The organism is Lysinibacillus mangiferihumi, assembly GCF_003049665.1.
Classification (GTDB): Bacteria; Bacillota; Bacilli; order Bacillales_A; family Planococcaceae; genus Lysinibacillus; species Lysinibacillus mangiferihumi.
In genome coordinates, this window is the sequence record NZ_PYWM01000023.1 from 18,026 (window position 1) to 41,174 (window position 23,149).

General features: G+C 39.1%; 22 protein-coding genes and 1 riboswitch. Of the genes, 17 read left to right on the forward strand and 5 right to left on the reverse strand.

Going from position 1 to position 23,149, the window contains the following annotated elements:
• The first annotated feature begins 1 nt into the window (after position 1).
• A complete protein-coding gene (locus C9J37_RS29065; protein WP_327440787.1) occupies positions 2-538 on the forward strand; it encodes a choloylglycine hydrolase family protein in 537 nt (178 codons plus the stop codon).
• Between the two features lie 56 nt (positions 539-594).
• A complete protein-coding gene (locus C9J37_RS19280) occupies positions 595-1,701 on the forward strand; it encodes a choloylglycine hydrolase family protein (protein ID WP_107896674.1) in 1,107 nt (368 codons plus the stop codon).
• A gap of 82 nt (positions 1,702-1,783) precedes the next feature.
• Here C9J37_RS19280 and C9J37_RS29070 read toward each other — a convergent pair whose 3' ends face one another.
• Positions 1,784-1,891, reverse strand: coding sequence for a helix-turn-helix domain-containing protein (locus C9J37_RS29070; RefSeq protein WP_235617177.1), 108 nt, complete (start codon positions 1,889-1,891; stop codon positions 1,784-1,786).
• A gap of 279 nt (positions 1,892-2,170) precedes the next feature.
• On the opposite strand from C9J37_RS29070, the gene C9J37_RS19290 reads away from it, so the two are divergent.
• The 3 genes from C9J37_RS19290 to bioF are packed head-to-tail and all read left to right on the forward strand — an operon-like array spanning position 2,171 to position 4,555.
• A complete protein-coding gene (locus C9J37_RS19290; protein WP_107896675.1) occupies positions 2,171-2,671 on the forward strand; it encodes a hypothetical protein in 501 nt (166 codons plus the stop codon).
• The gene (gene bioW / locus C9J37_RS19295; RefSeq protein WP_107896676.1) at positions 2,652-3,383 is read left to right on the forward strand and encodes a 6-carboxyhexanoate--CoA ligase; all 732 of its coding nucleotides are present in this window, start codon (positions 2,652-2,654) and stop codon (positions 3,381-3,383) included. Before C9J37_RS19290 ends, bioW begins: the two co-directional genes overlap by 20 nt.
• A gap of 2 nt (positions 3,384-3,385) precedes the next feature.
• On the forward strand, positions 3,386-4,555 hold the full coding sequence (gene bioF / locus C9J37_RS19300) for an 8-amino-7-oxononanoate synthase (RefSeq protein WP_107896677.1): 1,170 nt from the start codon (positions 3,386-3,388) through the stop codon (positions 4,553-4,555).
• 99 nt (positions 4,556-4,654) lie between these two features.
• Here the strand turns inward: bioF and C9J37_RS19305 are convergent, their stop codons facing one another.
• From C9J37_RS19305 to C9J37_RS19320, 4 genes are all read right to left on the reverse strand, one after another.
• Positions 4,655-5,194, reverse strand: a complete 540-nt coding sequence (locus C9J37_RS19305) for a hypothetical protein (RefSeq protein ID WP_107896678.1) — start codon at positions 5,192-5,194, stop codon at positions 4,655-4,657.
• 335 nt (positions 5,195-5,529) lie between these two features.
• The gene (locus tag C9J37_RS19310; protein WP_107896679.1) at positions 5,530-5,904 is read right to left on the reverse strand and encodes a RidA family protein; all 375 of its coding nucleotides are present in this window, start codon (positions 5,902-5,904) and stop codon (positions 5,530-5,532) included.
• Between the two features lie 13 nt (positions 5,905-5,917).
• Positions 5,918-6,859, reverse strand: a complete 942-nt coding sequence (locus tag C9J37_RS19315) for a threonine ammonia-lyase (protein WP_107896680.1) — start codon at positions 6,857-6,859, stop codon at positions 5,918-5,920.
• A gap of 170 nt (positions 6,860-7,029) precedes the next feature.
• Positions 7,030-8,139 carry a GGDEF domain-containing protein gene (locus C9J37_RS19320; RefSeq protein WP_107896681.1) on the reverse strand — a complete coding sequence of 370 codons (1,110 nt, stop codon included), beginning with the start codon at positions 8,137-8,139 and terminating at the stop codon, positions 7,030-7,032.
• 168 nt (positions 8,140-8,307) lie between these two features.
• Between C9J37_RS19320 and C9J37_RS19325 the strand changes: the two genes are divergently transcribed.
• The 12 genes from C9J37_RS19325 to C9J37_RS19380 all read left to right on the forward strand — a co-directional run bounded on the left by C9J37_RS19325 (position 8,308) and on the right by C9J37_RS19380 (position 22,995).
• Positions 8,308-8,736: a YwiB family protein gene (locus C9J37_RS19325; RefSeq protein ID WP_235617178.1), complete on the forward strand. Its 429-nt coding sequence runs from the start codon at positions 8,308-8,310 to the stop codon at positions 8,734-8,736.
• Positions 8,736-10,403 carry an arginine--tRNA ligase gene (argS, locus tag C9J37_RS19330; protein WP_107896683.1) on the forward strand — a complete coding sequence of 556 codons (1,668 nt, stop codon included), beginning with the start codon at positions 8,736-8,738 and terminating at the stop codon, positions 10,401-10,403. Before C9J37_RS19325 ends, argS begins: the two co-directional genes overlap by 1 nt.
• 121 nt (positions 10,404-10,524) lie before the next feature.
• A riboswitch (cobalamin riboswitch) is annotated at positions 10,525-10,710 on the forward strand.
• A 214-nt stretch (positions 10,711-10,924) separates the two neighbouring features.
• The gene (locus C9J37_RS19335; protein ID WP_107896684.1) at positions 10,925-11,890 is read left to right on the forward strand and encodes an ABC transporter substrate-binding protein; all 966 of its coding nucleotides are present in this window, start codon (positions 10,925-10,927) and stop codon (positions 11,888-11,890) included.
• Entirely contained in the window at positions 11,887-12,888 is a 1,002-nt protein-coding gene (locus tag C9J37_RS19340; protein ID WP_107896685.1) for a FecCD family ABC transporter permease, read from the forward strand. The genes C9J37_RS19335 and C9J37_RS19340 overlap by 4 nt, the downstream gene beginning before the upstream one ends.
• Positions 12,885-14,345: a bifunctional ABC transporter ATP-binding protein/adenosylcobinamide amidohydrolase gene (locus tag C9J37_RS19345; protein WP_107896686.1), complete on the forward strand. Its 1,461-nt coding sequence runs from the start codon at positions 12,885-12,887 to the stop codon at positions 14,343-14,345. Before C9J37_RS19340 ends, C9J37_RS19345 begins: the two co-directional genes overlap by 4 nt.
• Before the next feature lie 12 nt (positions 14,346-14,357).
• Positions 14,358-14,921 (forward strand): cob(I)yrinic acid a,c-diamide adenosyltransferase, encoded by a 564-nt coding sequence (locus C9J37_RS19350; protein WP_024362869.1) that lies wholly within the window; start codon positions 14,358-14,360, stop codon positions 14,919-14,921.
• A 375-nt stretch (positions 14,922-15,296) separates the two neighbouring features.
• On the forward strand, positions 15,297-17,531 hold the full coding sequence (locus C9J37_RS19355) for a heterodisulfide reductase-related iron-sulfur binding cluster (protein ID WP_107896687.1): 2,235 nt from the start codon (positions 15,297-15,299) through the stop codon (positions 17,529-17,531).
• Positions 17,532-17,730: 199 nt separating this feature from the next.
• Entirely contained in the window at positions 17,731-18,936 is a 1,206-nt protein-coding gene (locus tag C9J37_RS19360; RefSeq protein WP_025218577.1) for an acetyl-CoA C-acetyltransferase, read from the forward strand.
• Positions 18,936-19,787: a 3-hydroxybutyryl-CoA dehydrogenase gene (locus C9J37_RS19365; RefSeq protein WP_024362872.1), complete on the forward strand. Its 852-nt coding sequence runs from the start codon at positions 18,936-18,938 to the stop codon at positions 19,785-19,787. The genes C9J37_RS19360 and C9J37_RS19365 overlap by 1 nt, the downstream gene beginning before the upstream one ends.
• Positions 19,788-19,984: 197 nt before the next feature.
• Complete coding sequence (locus tag C9J37_RS19370) at positions 19,985-21,118, forward strand: acyl-CoA dehydrogenase (RefSeq protein ID WP_107896688.1); 1,134 nt, start codon at positions 19,985-19,987, stop codon at positions 21,116-21,118.
• A 104-nt stretch (positions 21,119-21,222) separates the two neighbouring features.
• A complete protein-coding gene (locus tag C9J37_RS19375; protein ID WP_107896689.1) occupies positions 21,223-22,359 on the forward strand; it encodes an acyl-CoA dehydrogenase in 1,137 nt (378 codons plus the stop codon).
• 3 nt (positions 22,360-22,362) lie between these two features.
• Entirely contained in the window at positions 22,363-22,995 is a 633-nt protein-coding gene (locus C9J37_RS19380; RefSeq protein WP_024362875.1) for a TetR/AcrR family transcriptional regulator, read from the forward strand.
• Positions 22,996-23,149: the final 154 nt, after the last annotated feature.

A 23,149-nucleotide genomic window follows, 5' to 3' on the forward strand; every position in this document is an offset into this window, starting at 1 on the left:
AATTACATCAGTTCCTCATGAGGGAATTATGCCAGGATTGAATTTTTATTTTGCTGTTAAATATATTTTAGAAAATTGTTGTACTGTGGAAGAAGGCATAGAAGTGTTAAAAAGATTTCCAAGTTCCGTATCTAATAACTACTTGTTAGCAGATCCATTAGGGAATATGGCTGTTGTTGAAGTTACCCCTAATGACTATCAAGTCCGCCTTCCTACAAATAATTATATTCATTGTACAAATCACCATGAAAGTACATCACTATCTGAAAGTTGGAATTGGAGCAAATCAAAAGAACGTTTTGAAACATTAGATATACGTCTTAAAGAAAACGTCAATAAAATGAATCTTTCCACTGCACAATCAATTATGTCAGAAACCAAGGGACATGTTTGTTTAAATTTAAAAGAATATAATTTTGGTACGCTCTTCTCTGTTGTAGCAAACTTAAATACATTAGATATACTTAGAGCCGAAGGTCAACCAAACAAAGCAAAATATAAATCAGATAAACGATTGACAGATGCTATTTTAAAATAACTTTCTTTTGTAAAATAAATACATTAATCAAAAATTAGAATTGGAGAGTGACAAATATGAATTCAATTCAAGCTTCTATTTCTTATCTTAAAGGCACCAGTTATGAAATTGGTAGACTGCAAGGAGAGGAAATAAAAAAGAATCCTAATGCAATGAATGTCATTTTATCATCTGAATCAATAGATGAAACAAAATATAAGGATACGAAACAACTAATTGATCAATATGCTCCTGGTTTAAACGAAGAGCTACAAGGATTTGCAGATTCATTAAATATAAAGCCTAGTTGTCTTAACTTTTTTGATGAAACTTTACTACAACCAGGAGGATGTAGTTTAGGCGCTGTTTTACCATCTAAAACAAGTGATGGTAAAACCTATGTCCTTAGAAATTACGATTTGTCACCAGCTATATCTGATATGAGACTTTGTACAACTAAGGTAAAAGGGAAATACAGTCATACTGGATTCTCTGTTTCTTACTTTGGTCGAAGTGAAGGCTTAAATGAAGAGGGATTCTGTGTAGCTTTTGCCTCATGCGGTATTCCAGTTGGAAAACATCCAGGAATGAAAAAGCCTATCCTAAAAGGACTTCAGTTTATGGTAATAGTAAGAGCTTTACTTGAAAATTGTAAAGATGTTGAGGAAGGAATTACTTATTTAGAGAATATGCCTATTGGAACAAATATGAATTTGCTACTGTCAGATGCCAAAGGTAATGTAGCTTTAGTAGAAACGTATGATGGAGAAAAGGTCGTAGAAAGGGGCAATAAAAAATCAGGATTTCTGATTGCAACTAATCACGCTGTAATGCCAAAAATAATGAAGTTAGAAGACAGAAAATTAGAACAATCTGAAATACGTTATAATTTTTTGAAAAACAACTTAGAGAGTAATGATTTTTTTACAAAGCATAAATTACAACAATTAATGTTTAATGAATACCCTAATGGTGTAACAGTGCACAATTTCGAAGAAAATTTCGGAACTGTTCATTCTATTCTATTTAATCTTAACGACAAACAATTAGATATATCTTTTGGTTCCCCTATAAATAATAAAATCTATAAATTAAAAGTAGGAGAAACCTTGCCTTTTAATGAATTAGAAGTTTTCATTGAGAACTCAAACTATGGACCAAACTTCTGGAAGTTAATCAAATAATAATATGGCCAAAGAAACACTTTCAGCTGCATGATGAGCCGAGAGTGTTTTTTTGTCATTCCTCTATCCAATAATAAATCGCTTATTTCACATTTAGTGCCTTACATAAAGCGCCTAACGTATCTCGTTGATATTGCATTGTCGTGTCATTATACATACGTTGCACTTTTTTAACCTTTAAATCAGCCATTTCAGCACACTTTCAAATGGATAATTCAGGCCCATCGAGAATCTCTTTTAATTTAGATTTTGCGCGCATTATTTCACCTTCTTGGACGTTTGAAACGTCCTCTTGTTTCATGAAGTTTCTGGCGTTTTCCTTTTTGACGAAGCACTGTTAAAGTTCTATCCTTTTTTGAAAAAAATATAGAAAATCAATTTTAATCTACCTTCCTATCTACAAATGTGTTAACTTAATTATTATTAAGGTTAACACAATTTAAAAAAGTTAGAATGGGGGAATAGGAGGATGCGCAAGTTTTCTACATATGATCTTGCCCAGATTTCAGTATTAGCTTGTCTTATTATCGTTACAGGCATGTTTAAGATTCCAACAGGTATTCCTGGATCTGAATTTCAATTATCAGCACCGATTGCAGTTGCAATTGCAGCGGTATTTGGATTTAAGCGATATTTTCTTGCGGGAATCATTGCAAGTCTAATCTTATTTTTACTAGGTATACACTCGATCTTAAATGTGGAGATCTCATTAATTTTTCGATTGACTGTTGGTCTAATCATTGTTTTATTAGGAACTTCAATTCCGGTACTAGTTGTGGCAGGACCGATTGGAACAATGGTTGCTAGACTTGGATTGGCTTTAACGTTAGGGACTCCGTTTTTGCCACTATTAGTTTTGGCGATTCCAGGGATGGTCATTACGGCTGTCAGTGTTTATCCGATAACGAAAATATTACATGCAATTAATAAGAAAGTAGCAGGTGATCATCATGTCAGAAACGTTTTATAGCATTCGAATGCGTGCAGCTGAAAAAAATCTCGAAGTAGGAGAAAAGCATATATCTGGTGGTGAACGGATAGGGGGTAAATTTCAAATAGAGCCAATTGTAAAACAGTTATTGAACAAAGCAAGGAATCATTCGCGCGGAGATGCTGACTTTATTCAAATAACCGTTGAAAAACTTACGGGTGATCAGATACTGTATATGCCACCATTAGAAATTACGACAATTGATGAGATTTCAATTGAAAGGGCACATAGTGAAGCTAGGAGCATATTAACCTCAGTAGGTGTTTCCGAGCAGGCACAAAATGTTGCTTTTCATCTACTTGCTAGTAATCAAAATCTTCGTGGAGCCATCCTCCTTCATAGTCAAACTGGCTTGCGGCTTGACAATCGAGGACTTAAAGGCGTTCGTGTATCACGAATCGATTGGCAAGACGCTGATGTAGGTTTAAATGAGCGTGTTCGTGAAGCGCTAGCTCTGGCAACGAAAGTGGCAAATTCTCCGTATACCATCGCAGAATTATGTTGGTCAGATGATCCAGAATACGTTACTGGCTATGTAAGCAATCATGAGATTGGTTATGTCAGAATTACGCCTTTAAAAAGGGAAGGCTGTGAAAGTGGCGGACGTATTTTTTTTGTGTCAGATGAAGTTGAGCTAGAATCCTATATACACTATTTAGAAAGAGAACCTATTCTCATTAGGGGGCATTAAAAATGAATGATCGCTTTCGAAGGGAACTACAAGTAATAGAAGAGCAAGGATTGACAAGGAAGTTACGTTTGTTTTCAACTGGAAATGAAAGTGAGGTAGTGATGAATGGTAAGAAATTTTTGCTATTTTCATCGAATAACTACTTAGGCCTTGCAACAGATAGTCGGTTGAAAAAGAAAGCAACTGAAGGCATTAGTAAATACGGTACAGGGGCTGGCGGTTCTCGACTTACAACTGGAAACTTCGACATTCATGAACAGCTAGAATCTGAAATTGCAGATTTTAAAAAGACTGAAGCGGCCATTGTATTCAGCAGTGGGTATTTAGCGAACGTTGGTGTGATTTCGAGTGTGATGAAGGCAGGAGATACTATCTTTTCTGATGCTTGGAATCACGCGAGTATTATAGATGGTTGTCGATTAAGTAAAGCCAAAACGATTGTTTATGAACATGCGGATATGGTGGATTTAGAGCGGAAATTAAGGCAATCACATGGGGCTGGAATGAAGTTAATCGTAACGGATGGCGTTTTTAGTATGGATGGTGATATTGCGCCACTTCCAAAAATAGTAGAGTTAGCCAAGGAATACAAAGCGTACATAATGATTGATGATGCGCATGCAACAGGCGTTCTTGGCAATGATGGTTGTGGTACCGCTGATTATTTTGGTTTGAAAGATGAGATTGATTTTACAGTAGGCACGTTGAGTAAAGCGATTGGTGCAGAGGGTGGATTTGTATCGACGTCATCCATTGCTAAGAACTATTTGTTAAATAACGCTAGATCCTTTATTTTCCAAACAGCTTTATCGCCAAGTGCGATTGAAGCAGCGCGAGAAGGAATTTCCATTATACAGAATGAGCCCGAGCGGAGAAAGCAATTGCTGAAAAATGCGCGGTACTTACGTTTGAAATTAGAGGAATCTGGTTTTGTAATGAAAGAAGGGGAAACACCTATTATTTCTCTTATCATTGGTGGTTCTCATGAAGCCATGCAGTTTTCTGCGAAACTACTGGATGAAGGTGTCTTTATTCCAGCGATTCGACCACCAACAGTGCCAAAAGGGTCAAGTCGGTTGCGTATAACGGTAATGGCTACACATACAATAGAGCAGCTCGATATAGTCATCAGTAAAATTAAGAAAATAGGACAAGAAATGGGTATTGTTTAATTGTTTGAGTGCCTGGCACTTCAACGTAAGTCGCAACCCTTGCTAACGTGCGGTCTGTTGCGTCTTACGTTGTGTGCGTTCTTGGCTAATAATCAAATTTTAAAATTGTTTCAGTGCCTGGCACAGATAATTATATTTTTCAGCCATGCCATTTAAAGTGTGTGTTCGGGTATCTTGTTGTCTTAACGTCAGGTAGTGGTGTGCGCTAAGCAAGACTGCTTGAAGAAAGTCATATTCATTGCAAACTCCTTTGGTGATTTCCCCCCGACCATGTTTTGAGGAAAAAACAACCAAAGTGCTTGGTTTCGTCAAAATTTTTTCTAAAGTCCATTGAATATCATTCAATGATGTAGCAGTTTCACCAAATCCATCATGCAAGTAATCAATGACCATCGTTAAAAACCCTGGCCATATTAAATCACAATCGTCCCAATCAAACAACGACGTAATTTGAACACCGTCTATTTCTACAATAATAGCACCATGTAAAAAATGACCTTTACTTTTCGTTAGATTTTTTGCAATAATCTGTAGTGCATTGTTACTTTGAATGCTAGTAAATTCCTGTTGAAGCTGTTCAATTGTATGGGAATAAAGACTTTTTGTTTCGATGGCAATGAATGTATCAATTTTTATCATATAGTTCACCTATATGTGAGTAGCGTTGTTTATTAAATCAAAATCACTTGTTGCAGTGTTTGCTAGTGTGATACTACTACTCATAGGAGTAAGTACTATTGAAAAACATAAGTAGAAAGTTAAAATATAAGCTATTTTTTTCAAAACAAATTACCTCCTGTTTATACTTACTAAACATTCTTTTAAATGATAATTTGTTATAACAAATTTACTTATACTCGAGTTACTTAAAAAATATCATAATTAAAACTATTATTTCAATTATTTTGCGATGAATAATTTGAAAATTCGAAAAAGAGCATGTTGTGATGCTTTTTCTTATTAATTACATAGCACTAGCCTTCAAGTTCTGCAATTGCCTCTAATTCAATTAAGCAGCCATGGCTTAATTCTTTAATTGGGATAATGGCGCGGGCAGGCTTATGACTACCGAAAAAATGTGCATAAGCGTTATTTACGTCCGCCCATAAATCAGCAGATGTTATATAAATGCGACACATAACAACAGCCTCCTTCGTAAGCCCGCTTGCTTGAAGCATGACTTCCATCTTTTGAAGAGCCATGAATGTTTCAGCGTGAATGCCACCAGTTGCAGGTTTGCCTGTAGCTGGATCGACTGAAGTTTGCCCCGAAATATATAAATTCCCGTTACTAATCATGCCTGGTGTATAATGCCCGATTGGCTCTTGTTCTATCAAAACTTTCTTCATAATAAGTTCCTCCTTATAAACGTTGTAATGGATTTAGCCCAATATTGCCACCTGAAATAAGGAAGCAAACATGGTCGTTTTTTGTAATCGGTAAATTGCCTCGAAGAGCTGCTCCTATACCGATGGCAGAGGAGGGTTCAGCTAATATTTTGCCTTCTAGTAGCAATGTTTTCATCCCGTAAAGGATTGAAGCCTCGTCTACACTTACAATGTCATCAACTAATTTTTCAACAATCGGGAAGTTTCGCTCCCCAGGTTGTAAAGTTAATAGAGCATCCGCTAACGATTGTTGTTCAGCTAATAGTAATCTTTTACCAACTTGAATACTTTTGGAATAGCGCGGGACGACGGCTGGTTCAACACCAATGATTTTAATATGTGGTGCTAAAGATTTTACCGCAGTCGCAACACCACTTAGCAGACCACCACCGCCAATAGGAACAACAATTGCACTGACCTGAGAGAACTGTTCTAAAATTTCTAATGCTACTGTCCCTTGCCCCGCCATAATATCGTAATCATCATAAGGATGCACAATGGCATAACCATGTTCTAAGCTTAGGGCTTCAGTCACTTGATGTCTTTCGGCAAGCGTACATTGGACAATGCGTGCACCAAGGGCTCGTATGCCTTCGACTTTAACAGATGGCGCTGAATCGGGTAAAACGATGGTTGCTGGAATATTTAATAGTTGAGCCGCGAAAGCCACACCTTTGCCATGATTACCGGAGGAAGCTGCTACAACGCCATGTTGTAATTGTTCAACTGACATCGACAGCAGTTTGTTAAGAGCCCCACGCAATTTAAAAGAGTTCGTTTTTTGCATATTTTCGGCTTTTATCGAAACGTTGCAATGTAATAAATTATCGAGTCCTTGCAAGCGAATAACAGGTGTTTCATAAATAAAAGGTGCGACTTTCAGTTTGGCAGCTTGGATTTTTTCAAGCGTTAGCATAAAGTATACCTCATTTCTTTGAACAGTTTGAAAATTCAGAAATAATAATATAAATGTAGTACTAGAGTTAATATCTGTCAATGTTTGCTAGCATAGCACATAAAAAGAAACTGCAAGACGTTTGCAAATATCGCAAAAGTTTCGCAGTTTCTTGTATAGAGAACCTAACATTAGCATCCTTTATGAAATTCACTATTGTTGGCATGTACTACTTGATTGCCACCTAAAGCTTTCACTTCTGTAGTAACCTGTGTGGCGATAATGGCAAGTTCATCAAAGTCTACAGCGTTATCGGGACTTGAACTAATACCAATAGAAACCGTCAATGGCGTAGTTTGCCTGTCATTAATTTTAAAAGAGTGATGTGCAATTACATGTCTTAGTTTTTCAGCATGATAGAGGGCGATAGCAGGTGGAGCATCTTTTAAAATAATATAAAACTCCTCACCAGCAACACGTGCGGCCATTCCGTTTTTCGTTTCAATATAATGATGAATAATAGTAGCGAGTTGCTTAATAATTCCATCACCAGCTAAATGGCCATACTTAATATTTATATCTTTCATATTGTCGACATCAAAATGAAGTACAGAAAAATTGTCCGTTTCTAGTACCATTTCTTGTGCAAATGATCGTATCGCCAAATTATTTGGTAGCTGTGTTAAATAGTCTTTTTCCTTAAGTCGATAAATGAGCTGTACTTTTTCACTGGTCGCTTGTAAACGTTTAATCACTGTGAAAATTGTAAAAAATGTAAAAAGAGCGTAGGCAATGAATCCTAAAATGGTCTCTATTTTCAGTATAGGTGGCAAGCAGATTGCTAGTACGAGCATTACAATAATTTCTGCCATGACACTAAAAAAATAAGTTGTTAAAGTGTGAAGTGTAATAGGCTTTTTACAAGCGACAAGGGCAAGGATAATCGAAAGAACGATTAAATTAATGTTTGATAAACTTGATATGGACAATAAAGATTGTGTAGGAATGATATAGAGACTTCCTAACCCCATGATTGCACCGCTTATAATAATTGACCACGGACCACCAATCAGCCCACTGTATAGTAGCGGTACAATATGAATGTTTATAAGCGTCCCTTGTAAAAAACGTAACGATATAGCACTTAATACAAGGCCTGTCATACCAAAAATAATGCCGACTAAAATTGGTTTAAAATCTTTGATAAATGATTTTCTTCGAGTCGGATGAGTAAATGGCCAATACGTTAAAATAATTAAAGTAAAGGTAATACAAAAGCTGACATAAATATGAAGTAACATCTATTAATAGTAGTTCCTTTCTCGAACATATATAGATAATAGTAAATCTTTTCACTTTCTTTTGCCAACGCTTGAAAACAATACGCACTTGTATCTTGAAAAAAAGCGGACATTTATCCTATAATAAAAAGGTTATAGTAAAAAGAATAAAAGGGAGCGTCCATGAAGGTGAACGAAGTAAAATCGCAGGTGAACATTAAGCTCATTTCGACGATTCGTCCGATTGATGGGGAGTCCGAAACCTTGGAAATGTGGTTGGATGGGCAGCTAATCAATAAAGCTGATTCCCTATATTTAAAATATGAAGAGATGCAGGATGACAAAACGATCCGCACGACGATGAAGTTAGACACAGAACGGGCACTTATTATGCGCGCTGGAGCAGTCAAAATGCGCTTACCACTCAATATTTTTGAACAACAAATTGGCCATTATGAAAGTGAATTTGGTTCGATGCCACTCGTAACACAAACGAAAAACATGCTATTTACTAGACATGAAATGCGCGGAGATTTTCATGTGCAATACGATTTATTAATGGGTGGACAAAGCGTTGGCAATTATACATTAGACATTACATTTACGGAGGTACAATGATGAACGCAGTAGAACAAGTACAACAAGCCATTAAAACGGCAATTGCGCAGGCTGTTGACAAAGCAGGCTTAGTCGAAGCTGGCACAGAGTTAACGATACACCTTGAAACACCTAAAGATAAAGCAAACGGTGATTATGCAACAAATATTGCCATGCAATTAACGAAATTAGCGAAAAAGCCACCGCGTGCAATTGCAGAGGCAATTTTAGAAAACCTTGAAACAGCAGGAACTGATATCGAAAAAATCGACATCGCAGGTCCTGGTTTTATGAATATAACGGTTCGTAAAGATTTCTTAACAGGTGTTGTAATAGCTATCCTTGAACAAGGTGCTGATTATGGTCGCTCTAACGCAGGAGCTGGTGAAAAAGTGCAAGTTGAATTCGTTTCAGCAAATCCAACTGGCGACCTACACTTAGGTCATGCACGTGGAGCATCTGTAGGGGATTCATTGTGTAATGTTTTAGATATGGCTGGTTATGCAGTATCTCGTGAGTACTATATTAACGATGCTGGTAATCAAATTAATAACTTGGCTTATTCACTGGAAGCGCGCTATAAGCAAGCATTAGGCCTTGCTGCTGATATGCCTGAAGATGGCTATCATGGTCAAGATATTATCGACATTGCAGGTAAATTAGCGAGCGAGCATGGCGATTCGATTTTATCAAAACCGGATGAAGAACGTTTTGCATTTTTCCGTCAACATGGTCTTGCTTTAGAATTAGATAAATTAAAAACAGACTTAGCGAACTTCCGCGTGAATTTTGATGTGTGGTATTCTGAAACATCATTATATGACAACGGCAAAATCGAAGTAGCATTAGATAAATTAAAAGCGAATGGTCATGTATTTGAAGAGGACGGTGCGACTTGGTTCCGTTCAACAACATTCGGTGACGATAAAGACCGTGTCCTAATTAAAAACGATGGCTCTTTCACATATCTGACACCAGATATCGCTTACCATGAGGATAAAATTGTTCGTGGATTCGATAAACTAATTAACATTTGGGGAGCAGACCACCACGGCTATATTCCACGTATGAAAGCGGCTATTCAAGCACTTGGCTATGACCGTGACACACTAGAAGTGGAAATTATCCAAATGGTGCAGTTATACAAAAACGGCGAGAAATTCAAAATGTCCAAACGTACAGGGAATGCTGTAACGATGCGTGAGCTTGTGGAAGAGGTTGGTCTAGATGCTGTGCGTTACTTCTTTGTGAAAACTGCTGGTGATTCACATATGGACTTTGACCTTGACTTAGCGGTTTCACAATCAAATGAAAACCCAGTGTACTATGCACAATATGCACATGCGCGTATTTCTTCTATTTTACGTTCAGCGACGGAACAAGGCTTTGCTACTTCAACAGCAAATTTAAGCCTGTTAACTGCTGAAAAAGAGATTGATTTATTGAAAAAAATTGGTGATTTCCCGAAAGTAGTGGCGGATGCTGCAAAACACCGTACACCACACCGTATCGCTAACTATATTCAAGAAACAGCAGCTGCATTCCATAGCTTCTATAACGCTGAAAAAGTGTTAGATGCCTCAAATAAAGAGCTAACAGAAGCGCGTTTAGCACTGATTACAGCTGTTCGTACAACGATTGCCAACGCACTACGTCTAATTGGCGTATCTGCACCAGAAAAAATGTAATGTAAATGCTTATCACCCCGACACAATTGCATGTCGGGGTTTTTTTGTTTTTACGAACGAAATTGTTTGAGAATTGTTTGAGTGACTGGCACTCCTATTTCTATTTTCATGTATAATAAAATCAACTGAATATTATAAAGGTTCTTTACTTAAGTAAAGTGAAAAGGGAAATCGGTGTAATTCCGATGCGGTCCCGCCACTGTAAGTGTGAGTTTTTTCAATGGATGCCACTGAAAGTTATTTTGGGAAGGCATGAAAAAGCATTTGGAGCACGAGCCAGGAGACCTGCCTTTATAGAACATTACATTTCAGCCTACGAGGATAGGATGGTGGTTTTTTTGTGCAAGCCCGCCTCTCGTTAAATGGACGAGGGCTTTTTTTATGTTTTGTAAGGCGACTATCGATAACCATTGAAAATAAAGGTGAGCAATCCCCATATTTAATAATGACAATCAACATACTATCGATCAATCAAGTTAACAGAGCTAAAAAATGCACATACAATCTAAGGAGGATTCACAATGAAAAAGTATTGGAAGATAGGATTATCAGCATTTTTGGCAATGGGTTTACTTGCAGCATGTGGAACACAACCGAAAAACGAGCAATCTGCATCAGAGCAGCAGGAGCAACAAGTAACCAAACAAGAAGAAGCAACATTTCCAGTGACAATAAAAGATGCTACTGGCAAAGATATCGTGCTAGAAGCACCGCCTGAAAAAATTGTTTCTCTTATTCCGAGTAATACAGAAATATTATTTGGGCTTGGCCTAGATGACGAAATTGTCGGCGTCAATGATTATGATGATTATCCACCGGAGGCAGCTAAAAAAGAAAAAGTCGGCAGTATGGAGTTCAATATTGAACAAATTATCGCCTTACAGCCAGATATTGTGTTTGCTCATGAATCAGGAATGGCTTCTTTAGATGGAGCGATGGAGCAGCTTGAGGCAGCAGGTGTAAAGGTATTTGTAGTGGCGAATGCAAGCGATTTTAATGAAACTTATACGACGATTGAGCAATTAGGACGCGCAACTGGTAAGTTACCGGAGGCACAAAAAATTATTGCTAATATGAAAGCCAAAGTGGAAGAAATCCAAGCGAAATTGCAAGATGTGGAACCAAAGAAAGTCTTTGTCGAAACGTCAGATGAGCCTGAAATCCACACACCTGGTAAGGATACATTTATGCAGGAAATGCTAGATATGATTCATGCTGAAAATATTGCAGCCTATACAACTGGTTGGTTCAAAATTGATGCAGAGCAAATTATTACAAAAAATCCAGATGTCATCGTTGTCACATACGATTATGTGCCAAATATTTTAACGAAAATTCCACAACGTGCAGGCTTTGATACCATTACAGCTGTAAAAAATAAAGCAATTGTACAAGTAGATGAAAATTTAACAAGTCGTCAAGGTCCGCGTTTAGCAGATGGGCTTGAAGAGTTAGCGAAAGCCGTCTATCCAGAGGCTTTCGAGTGAGTAGAGCATTTTTAGCCTATATTACAGCCATTACGTTACTTCTTGTTAGCATCTGGTGTGGCGTATCAATAGGCTCGGTTCATATTCCATTTGAAGTATTTTGGAATAGGGCGGCAGATGAAACAGCCGCTAATATTTTATGGAAAATTAGGTTGCCACGCGTATTGCTGGCAGGACTTGTTGGCGCATCGTTGGCGATTGCAGGGGCAGCCTTCCAAGGATTATTAAAGAATCCATTGGCAGATCCTTATACACTAGGTGTATCTTCGGGAGCGTCAGTAGGTGCTGTGGTGACATTATTTTTTGGTATCTCGATACCGGTTGTCGGGCTGTATGCATTACCAACGCTTAGTATGGTGGGTGCGGTATTAACAATGGTAGCTGTCATGAGCTTTGCTAGAATAGTCGACCGTGCACTGAAAATGGAAACACTTATTTTAACAGGTGTTATTTTTAGTTCTTTTTTAGGATCTCTTATATCCTTAATGATTGCATTATCAGGAGAAGAACTCCGCCAAGTGATAGGCTGGTTGCTTGGTTCAGTTTCGATGCGGGGCTGGCCCTATGTGCAAATGATTACGCCATTTGTTGTCATAGGTTCTGCTATTCTGTGGACGCAAAGACGGGAGCTCAATGTTCTATTATACGGAGAAGAACGTGCGAAGCATTTAGGTGTCAATGTAAAGCGCAGTAAATATTTAATTTTAGTAGGGGGCTCCATGCTGACTGGTGCGGCCGTTGCAGTTTCTGGCACAATTGGTTTTGTCGGTTTAGTTGTGCCACATATGACACGCATGATTTGGGGTTCGGATCACCGTCATCTATTGCCGTTATCATTTATCAATGGCGCAACATTGCTAATTATTTGTGATTTAGTGGCGCGGACGATCATTATCCCACGGGAATTACCGATAGGCGTTATTACTGCATTTATTGGTGCTCCGGTCTTTTCTTATATTTTCTATAAGCAACGTAGAAGCAAGGGGGTACGTGTATGATTATCGTTGAACACCTATCGGGTGGCTATGAGGACGTACCTATCGTCAAAGATGTTAGTTTTACCGTTGAAAAGGGGAAAATCCTTGGCATTTTAGGACCGAATGGTAGTGGCAAATCGACATTATTGAAAGTCATTAGTGGCCTATTGCCTGCAACAGCAGGAACGGTTTTTTTGGATGGCAAAAATATTAAACACTATAGTCCGCGCGCGCTGGCGAAAAAGATGGCCGTCTTACCACAATTACATGCCAATGCATTTTCAAATACCGTGCGGGAAGCGGTATCGCTCGGTCGTTATCCGCATCAAACTGGCTTTTTTTCCAATTGGTCAGAGCAGGATGAACGAGCTGTTCAATATGCCATGGACCAAACAGGTGTAGCACGCTATGAGCATACATCGATGGAATTTCTATCGGGCGGCGAGCAACAACGGGTTTTTGTAGCGCAAGCTTTGGCGCAAACAGCAGAAGTATTATTGCTAGATGAGCCGACCAATCACTTAGATATTGCCCATCAACGTCAACTATTGGATATGGTGCGTAAGGAAGCAATCGAGTGCGGTTTAACAGTTATTATGGTGCTACATGACATGAATTTAGCCTCTCTTTATTGTGATGAATTATTGTTAATGGAGAGCGGTTCTGTGCGTGCTTTAGGTGTACCACATAAGGTGTTAATAGCTTCACAAATTGAGGATGTATATCAGGCACGGGTAACAACCTATGCCCACCCTGAAATACCGAAACCGCAAATTACAATTATGCCATCAACCAATGAATATCAGCAACGAGCTGACATCGTAAAAGAAGATTTTCGTGTAACGCCAGATTATATTCAACTGAAATCAACGATTCCTTTAAAAACCGTTTCTTCGGCTGTTCATAATCCTGGTATAGGATGGTATGACTGTCTATTAAATCGTTCAGTGCCAGGAGATTATGTGATTAGTGATGTTAAACAAGAAGTTGCGGACTTTTTACAAAGGGAGCATTTTTCACCGACAAGCACAGTTGTTATGTTAACGGCTGTTCCTACACAACTGTTTGCACTTAATGAATATAGCACTGAGTTTGGGAGTGTGTTTGTTGTGGTAACAGCAGGTGTTGGCAATGCTGTAGATGTCTCTCGTACACACGAACGGCAGGATACGCCATATATTGGTACTATCAATACGTGGGTTGTCATCAATGGCTGTTTATCGGAAGAGGCATTTTTTCAAGCATTGATGACTGCAAATGAAGCTAAAACAAAGGCTTTACAATCAGAAAACATTCGGGATTATTTAACTGATACGATTGCGACTGGTACTGCGACGGATAGTTTGCTTATTGCGGCAACGCAAAAGGGTGAGGAAATGCGCTATGGTGGACCGATTACGGCTGTTGGTAAGATTATTGGTAAAGGTGTTTATGAGACGACGGTGCAAGCAATTCAAAATTATAAAAATAAAGCATAGGAGTGGAACAGGATGAAACTTTACACAAAAACAGGCGATACAGGGAAAACAAGCTTAATTGGTGGGCGTGTTGACAAAGATAGTCTACGTGTGGAAACATATGGGGCAATTGATGAATTAAATTCATTTATTGGCAAGGCTGTTAGTGAATTAGATCGCGCGTTATTTAAAGATATTTTAGTGGATTTAGAAACGATTCAACATGAGCTTTTTGATGCAGGCGGTGATTTAGCAAATGTTATGAAGGAACGTCATTATAAGTTAACGGAAGCACCGATTGAAGTACTAGAGGCGCGTATTGATGCATTGTCTGACGAAGCGCCACCATTAGAGAAATTTATCTTACCTGGTGGAGCGCCGGCCGCTGCAACATTACACATCGCACGTACAGTTGCACGCCGAGCAGAGCGCCAAATGGTAACACTAATGAAAGAAATTGAAGATGTACCGACTATTGTACAAAAATATTTAAATCGTTTATCAGATTATTTATTTGCCGCAGCACGTGTTGTGAATGCGCGTTTAAACTTACCTGATATTGAATATATTCGCAGTGGCAATGTCTTTAAAAAATAACTTAAGTAGAGAAGAAGGCAGCAACGCATAACAGCAAATAAACAAAAGATTTGAGCCTAACGATTCGAAAAAAGAACCATTTTTAAAATAAATATTTTAAGCGGAATTTATGACGATGAATACAAGTAATTGTAAGATAAAACGATAAATTTAAATGCCAAAAAGCTACTCCGAAAGTAAAAATCAGGGTAGCTTTTTTTCTTATAAAATGTAAGAATATAAAATTATCAGAAATTTTTTCGTTTTATGTTGACTGAATGCTCACTCATTTATTAGAATGTGGATATAGTGGTGAAATGTCATACATTTAGGTTTGAGCTAGAAATATTAACACAAAGAGAGAAAATTTACGACAAACTAAAGGGGGGACCAACCATGAGTCCATTAGTAATTGCAAACATTGTTCTAACAGTCGTGGTTGTGCTTTATGCAGTAGGGTTATTTATCTATCTGTTAAAAACACGCTATAAATTTGTGCAATTGGGGAAAAAGGTTGAGTTTGATGAAAGTGTCCAAGAACGCATTCGTTATTTAATGGTGAATGTGTTTGGTCAAAATAAGCTGTTAAAGGATCCTAAAAGTGGTTTAATTCACGTGATGTTCTTTTATGGTTTCTTAATGGTTCAGTTAGGGGCTATCGATTTAATTTGGAAGGGGTTAGTACCAGGCTCTCATTTACCACTTGGCATGTTCTATGGTGTATTCACATTCTTCCAAGAGCTAGTAGTATTAATGATTTTAGTGGCGGTTGTCTGGGCATTTTATCGTCGCTATGTGGAAAAACTAGTACGTCTAAAACGAGGCTGGAAAAATGGTCTTGTATTGATTTTTATTGGGGGCTTAATGCTTTCAACATTGCTGGCAAACGGTATGGGTCTTATCTGGCATGGCGAAGGTTTAACGTACACAGAGCCAGTTGCTTCTAGCATTGCAGCAATTTTTAGTTTTTTACCAACGTCTGCAGCAGCAACTGTTTTCTATATAGCATGGTGGGCTCATTTATTAATATTATTAACGTTTTTAATTTATGTACCGCAATCGAAGCATTTCCACTTGATTGTCAGCCCAATCAATGTGTATATGAACCGCTTAGATCGCACAGGTACGTTAACGCCAATCGACTTCGAGGCGCTTGAGGAAGCTGGAGAAAATGCTGAAAGTGAAGACGATATCCCATCTATCGGGGTAGGACGTATTCAAGACTTTACGCAAAAACAAATGCTAGATTTATATTCTTGTGTAGAATGTGGCCGTTGTACAAATATGTGCCCAGCAACAGGAACTGGCAAAATGCTTTCACCAATGGATTTAATCGTCAAGCTTCGGGATCATTTAACATTTACGGGTGCGGTTGTAACAAAGCAAAAACCGTGGGTGCCTTATCAATTTTTTGCAAATACAAAGGGCAATCAGCTTGCAATGGCAGCAGGTGCTGAAGGGGCAGTAATTGAGGATATTTATAGTCCATCTTTAATCGGTGATGTAATTACAGAGGAAGAGATTTGGGCATGTACGACTTGCCGTAACTGTGAAGATCAATGTCCTGTTATGAACGAGCATGTCGATAAAATCATTGACTTACGTCGCTACTTAACGATGACGGAAGGAAAAGTAAACTCTGATGCACAGCGAGCAATGACAAACATTGAACGCCAAGGCAATCCGTGGGGACTAAATCGAAAAGAAAAAGAAAACTGGCGTGATTTAGACCCAACAATCAATATTCCAACCGTGAAGGAACTGAAAAAATCAGGCGAGGAAATGGAGTACTTGTTGTGGGTAGGCTCTATGGGTGCTTTTGATAATCGCTCTCAAAAAATTGCTTTAGCTTTCTGCCGTCTAATGAACGAAGCAGGCGTGAAGTTTGCAATTCTAGGAAATAAAGAGAAAAACTCTGGGGATACACCACGTCGTTTAGGAAATGAATTTTTATTCCAAGAGTTGGCAACAGCCAATATTGATGAATTTGAGAAAAATGATGTAAAGAAAATCGTCACAATTGATCCGCACGCATATAATATCTTTAAAAATGAATATCAAGATTTTGGTTGGAAAGGCGAAGTCTATCACCATACGGAATTACTAAATCAATTGATTGAAGAAAATCGTTTAGTACTGAACTATGAAGTAGAGGAAACAATTGTCTTCCACGACTCTTGTTATTTAGGTCGTTACAATGATGTCTACGATGCGCCACGTGAAATTTTACGAGGCATTCCAGGTGTGAAGCTGGTAGAAATGGAACGCAATCGTGAAACAGCCATGTGCTGTGGCGCAGGTGGTGGCTTAATGTGGATGGAAGAGCATGTTGGCAATCGCATCAATGTAGCACGAACAGAGCAGGCGTTAGCAACGAATGCTTCAGTTATTTCTTCAGGATGCCCATACTGTTTAACGATGTTAGAGGACGGTACAAAGGCAAAAGAGGTTGAAGATACTATCAGCACATTCGATGTAGCAGAATTACTAGAACGCTCTGTCTTTGGGGAAAAAGTGAAAACTGTTGCAGACAATGTTGATGAACTAACAGAAGAAATGCTAGAAGAAGTGGTAGCATCTGTTGACTCACAAGAGCAAGACAAGAATGAAGAGCTAAACGCAGAGAAATGATAATTATTGTAGAAATATTTTCTTTATCTGAAAAATATAAATTGCACAATAATTAATTGTTTTGTAGAATAAGATTAATTGGAAATGGGAGTTATTAAAAAACTCCCATTTTTTATCGAGAAGAGTCGAGCGAGCGTTCAGTCAACAATGATCGCTTTGATACTTCTTCGAGTAACGTAAAACAAAAGGGGTGTTTTACTTGAATAGAGCTGTAATATTAGCAGGAGCAAGAACGGCATTTGGTAAATTTGGTGGTTCACTTTCCACGCTTAGCGCCAGTGACTTAGGTGCTATCGCCATTAAAGGGGCATTGGAAAAGGCAAATATCGCGCCAGATGCAGTAGGTGAAGTAATTTTAGGGTCAGTTTTACAAGGTGGGCAAGGGCAAATACCATCAAGACAGGCTTCACTGAAGGCAGAATTACCAGTAGCAGTCAAAACTGAAACGATTAATAAGGTTTGTGCGTCGGGGATGCGCGCAGTAACATTAGCCGATCAGTTAATTCGTTTAGGGGACGAAGAAGTAATGATTGCTGGTGGTATGGAATCGATGTCAAATGCACCGTATTATCTTCAAAATGGTCGCACAGGTTTACGAATGGGCGATTCAACAATGGTAGACGGCATGCTTTATGACGGTTTAACTTGTGCCTTTAATCAGGCAAGACCACCTATGGGGAGCTACGGTAATAAGGCAGCAGGTGAATTTTCCTTAAGTCGTCAAGAACAAGATGCATGGGCTGTCCGCAGTCATGAACGTGCCATTGCAGCCATTGAACAAGGTTATTTTGCCGAGGAGATTGTGCCTGTACAAATCGCACAACGTAAGGGGGATCCGCTTGTAGTCAATACCGACGAAGCACCAAGACCTGGCACTACGCAGGAAGTGCTCTCTAAGCTCAAGCCAGCCTTTGAAAAGGATGGTTCCATAACAGCAGGCAATGCACCAGGTGTCAATGATGGCGCATGTGCTCTTGTCATCATGAATGAAGACCGCGCAATACGGGAAGGTAGAGAGCCACTTGCTGTCATTATCGGTCATGCAGAACTGGCAATTGAACCAGAAAATTTCCCGCAAACACCAGGTCTTGTGATTAACAGCCTACTAAAAAAGACGGGGAAATCATTAGCTGATATCGATTTAATTGAAATCAACGAAGCCTTTGCAGCAGTAGCGCTTATTAGCAACCAGTTGGCAGATCTTGATGCAGAAAAAGTAAATGTCAACGGTGGTGCAGTAGCGCTAGGTCATCCGATTGGTGCATCCGGTGCACGCATTATTTTAACACTGGCACATGAATTAAAACGCCGTGGTGGTGGAATCGGTATTGCGGCAATTTGTTCAGGTGGCGGGCAAGGCGATGCCATAATGATTGAAGTACCAAAACAAAGGGGACATGAATAATGGGAATTCAAAAAGTAATGGTAATTGGTGCAGGGCAAATGGGTTCAGGGATTGCGCAAGTTTGTGCACAAGCTGGCTATGACGTGTTATTGAATGACATACAGCAATCCTTTTTTGAGCGTGGATTAAGCGTTATCACAAAAAACTTAACACGTGATGTTGAAAAGGGTCGTAAAACAGCAGATGAAAAAATGGCTATTCTAAGTCGCATTCAGATGTCACTAGATTTAAAGGATGCTAGTGATGTTGATATTATTATCGAGGCAGCAGTTGAAAATATGGAAGTGAAGCAATCCATTTTCAAGCAATTAGATACAATTGCACCTGCTCACGCCATACTGGCAACAAATACATCATCTCTGCCGATTACAGAAATTGCAGCAGTCACAAATCGGCCAGAGCAAGTAATCGGGATGCACTTTATGAACCCAGTACCTGTGATGAAGCTTGTCGAAATTATTAGAGGTTTAGCGACGGCTGACGAGGTTTACAAAGCTGTGGAAGAAATGACTGTAAAGTTAGCAAAAACACCAGTGGAAGTAAATGACTTCCCGGGTTTTATTGCAAACCGCATTTTACTGCCGATGATTAATGAAGCAATTTATGCATTATATGAGGGAGTTGCATCGAAGGAAGCGATCGACGATGTGATGAAACTGGGCATGAATCATCCGATGGGGCCATTAACATTAGCAGACTTTATCGGCTTAGATACATGTTTATCTATTATGGAAATTTTACATGAGGGCCTAGGTGATAGTAAGTACAGACCTTGTCCTTTATTACGCAAATATGTAGCAGCAGGTTGGCTTGGTAAAAAATCAGGAAGAGGCTTTTACGTTTACGAATAGTCCTATGGGGATGGGATATTCAGAATAATTACACCTAGGCGTAATGGTGTTCAGATTTTGGAGTGCAAGCTCAATAAAATTTGTGCTAGCCATCGAGGTCTTAACTTACTTTAGCTAGGAGTTACATTTAGAGGGCTTTTGCTAAAAGTAAGTTAATGTGTAATGCTACGTGACAGCATAGAGGGGTGACATTATAGATGCATTTACAATTTACGGATGAGCAATTAATGATGCGTGATATGGTGCGCAATTTCTCACAGGAGAAAATCGCACCGTGGGTAGAACGAATGGAGGCTGGTGAGTTTCCGCGCGAACTGCTTACGCAAATGGGTGAATTAGGTTTAATGGGCATCACAACCCCAGAAGAACTAGGTGGCTCTGCGATGGATTTTACTTCGTATATTATCGCAATCAATGAATTATCAAAAGTGAGCGCAGTAATGGGTGTTATATTATCAGTACATACGTCTGTAGGTACAAACCCAATTATTTATTTTGGTAATGATGAGCAAAAACAACGCTATGTTCCGAAGCTAGCAGCAGGTGAATATTTAGGGGCATTTTGTTTAACAGAGCCAAGTGCGGGTTCGGATGCAGGCTCTTTACAGTCAAAAGCAGTACGTGATGGTGATGAATATGTCATTAACGGCTCAAAAGTATTTATTACAAACGGAGGCGAAGCAGATGTTTATATCGTTTTTGCCTCCACTAATCAAGCTGCTAAAACACGTGGCATTTCAGCGTTTATTGTTGAAAAGGGTACGCCGGGCCTAATTATAGGCAAGGATGAGCATAAAATGGGGCTACATGGTTCACGTACGGTCCAATTAACATTTGATAACTGTCGAATACCAGTCGCTAATCTTCTAGGGGAAGAAGGAGAGGGCTTCAAAATCGCAATGGCAAATTTGGATGTGGGGCGCATAGGAATCGCGGCACAAGCTTTAGGAATCGCTGAAGCAGCTCTTGAAGCAGCAACTGCATATGCCAAAGAGCGTGTGCAATTTGGCAAACCAATCGCCGTACAGCAAGGAGTTGGCTTTAAGCTAGCCGATATGGCAACGGCTGTAGAAGCGGCAAAATTGCTTGTCTATCGTGCAGCTGATTTACGTGCCAAAGGTTTACCATGTGGAGCAGAGGCATCAATGGCAAAACTCTTTGCTTCTCGAACAGCTGTACAAACAGCGATTGAAGCCGTACAAATTTTTGGTGGCTACGGTTACACCGAGGATTACCCAGTAGAACGTTATTTCCGTGATGCTAAAGTGACAGAAATTTACGAAGGTACAAGTGAAATTCAAAAACTAGTAATTAGTAAATATTTAATTTAATAGAGTGCCAACATCGTAAAAGAACTTAGTTTATGCACACGTATTTATAGGCAATTTAATAAAGGAACAGGCGAACTTCATTAAAATTAAAGGGGAAATGGACAATGAACTTTCAATTAACAGAAGAACATGAACAATTACGTGAAATGATTCGCGACTTTGCTTTAAATGAGGTAGCACCAACAGCCGCAGAACGCGATGAAAATGAAGAATTTGATCGTGCCATTTTTGATAAGATGGCTGAATTAGGCTTAACAGGTATTCCATGGCCAGAAGAATATGGTGGTGCAGGCTTTGACTACCTTGCCTATGTCATTGCTGTTGAAGAATTATCTCGTGTCTGTGCTTCGACAGGGGTAACATTATCTGCACATACTTCTTTAGCAGGTTGGCCGCTATATAAATTTGGTAACGAAGAACAAAAACAAAAGTACCTGCGACCAATGGCAGAAGGTAAACATATCGGTGCTTATGGTTTAACAGAGCCAGGTTCTGGTTCGGATGCTGGTGGTATGAGAACGTATGCAAAACGTGATGGCGATGATTATATTCTAAATGGTTCAAAGATTTTTATTACAAACGGTGGCGTAGCAGATACATATATCGTATTTGCAGTAACAGACCCAGAAGCGAAAAACGGCACGTCCGCTTTTATCGTTGAAGCAGGTTTTGCAGGTTTTTCAGTCGGTAAAAAGGAGAAAAAACTAGGGATTCGTTCATCACCGACAACAGAAATTATTTTCGATAACTGCCGTGTACCAAAAGAAAACTTACTTGGGGCTGAAGGAGACGGCTTTAAAATTGCAATGACAACACTTGATGGTGGACGTAACGGCATTGCAGCTCAAGCAGTAGGAATTGCGCAAGGTGCTTTAGATGCTGCGGTTGAATATGCCAAAGAGCGTGTACAATTCGGTAAGCCAATTACTGCAAACCAAGGTGTGTCCTTTAAATTAGCGGATATGGCAACACAAATTGAAGCATCTCGTCTGCTTACATACCAAGCTGCTTGGTTAGAGACAAACAATCTTCCTTACGGTAAGGCATCAGCAATGGCAAAGTTAATGGCTGGTGATACAGCAATGAGCGTTACAACTGAGGCAGTTCAAGTCTTTGGTGGTTATGGTTACACGAAAGATTATCCAGTAGAACGCTTTATGCGTGATGCGAAAATTACTCAAATTTACGAAGGTACACAAGAGATTCAACGTCTTGTTATCTCGCGTATGTTGACGAAATAATTTATGACAGAAAAGAACAAAAGACCCCAAGTCCAGTCAACCGTGAAAGACGAAAATCTCATTGCCATCCGCCGAGAACAAATGATTCAAGGTGCTATTAAATTATTTAAAGAAAAAGGATTCCATCGTGCTACTACAAGGGAAATTGCTAAAGCAGCAGGTTTTAGTATCGGTACATTATATGAATATATTCGTACAAAAGAAGATGTACTATACCTCGTTTGTGATAGCATCTACCACCATGCGATGGAACGTCTATCAAGCTATGAGATAAAGGCAGGAACGATAGAAGAGTTAAAAGAAATGATTCGTGAGTATTTTTTACAAATCGATAGCATGGTAGATGAATTAACAATCATGTATCAGGAAACGAAATCATTATCCAAAGAAGCACAGCGTTATGTTTTTAGTAAAGAGTTTGAGATGGTTGCCACTTTTGAACGATTGTTAAAACGGTGCGTGCAGTCAGGGGAACTAACAATGACTGATCAGCAAATTCATTTAGCAGCAAATAATTTAGTTGTTCAAGGTCAAAGCTGGGCGTTCCGCAAATGGGCGCTTCACCGTCAACATACGCTTGACGAGTATATTGAAATGCAAACAACATTGTTCATTTCAGGCATTAAGGGGTTTTAATAAGTTCCAAAGGGGTTTGTCGGTAATTGCATAATGCGACATTGCAATTACCGATTTTTTCATCATGGCGTCTGGCACAGAGCTGATGGTATTTCACTAGGCTCAAGAAGCCCATACAATGTGTCAATTTTTCATTTGAACGAGGCGGAAGCTG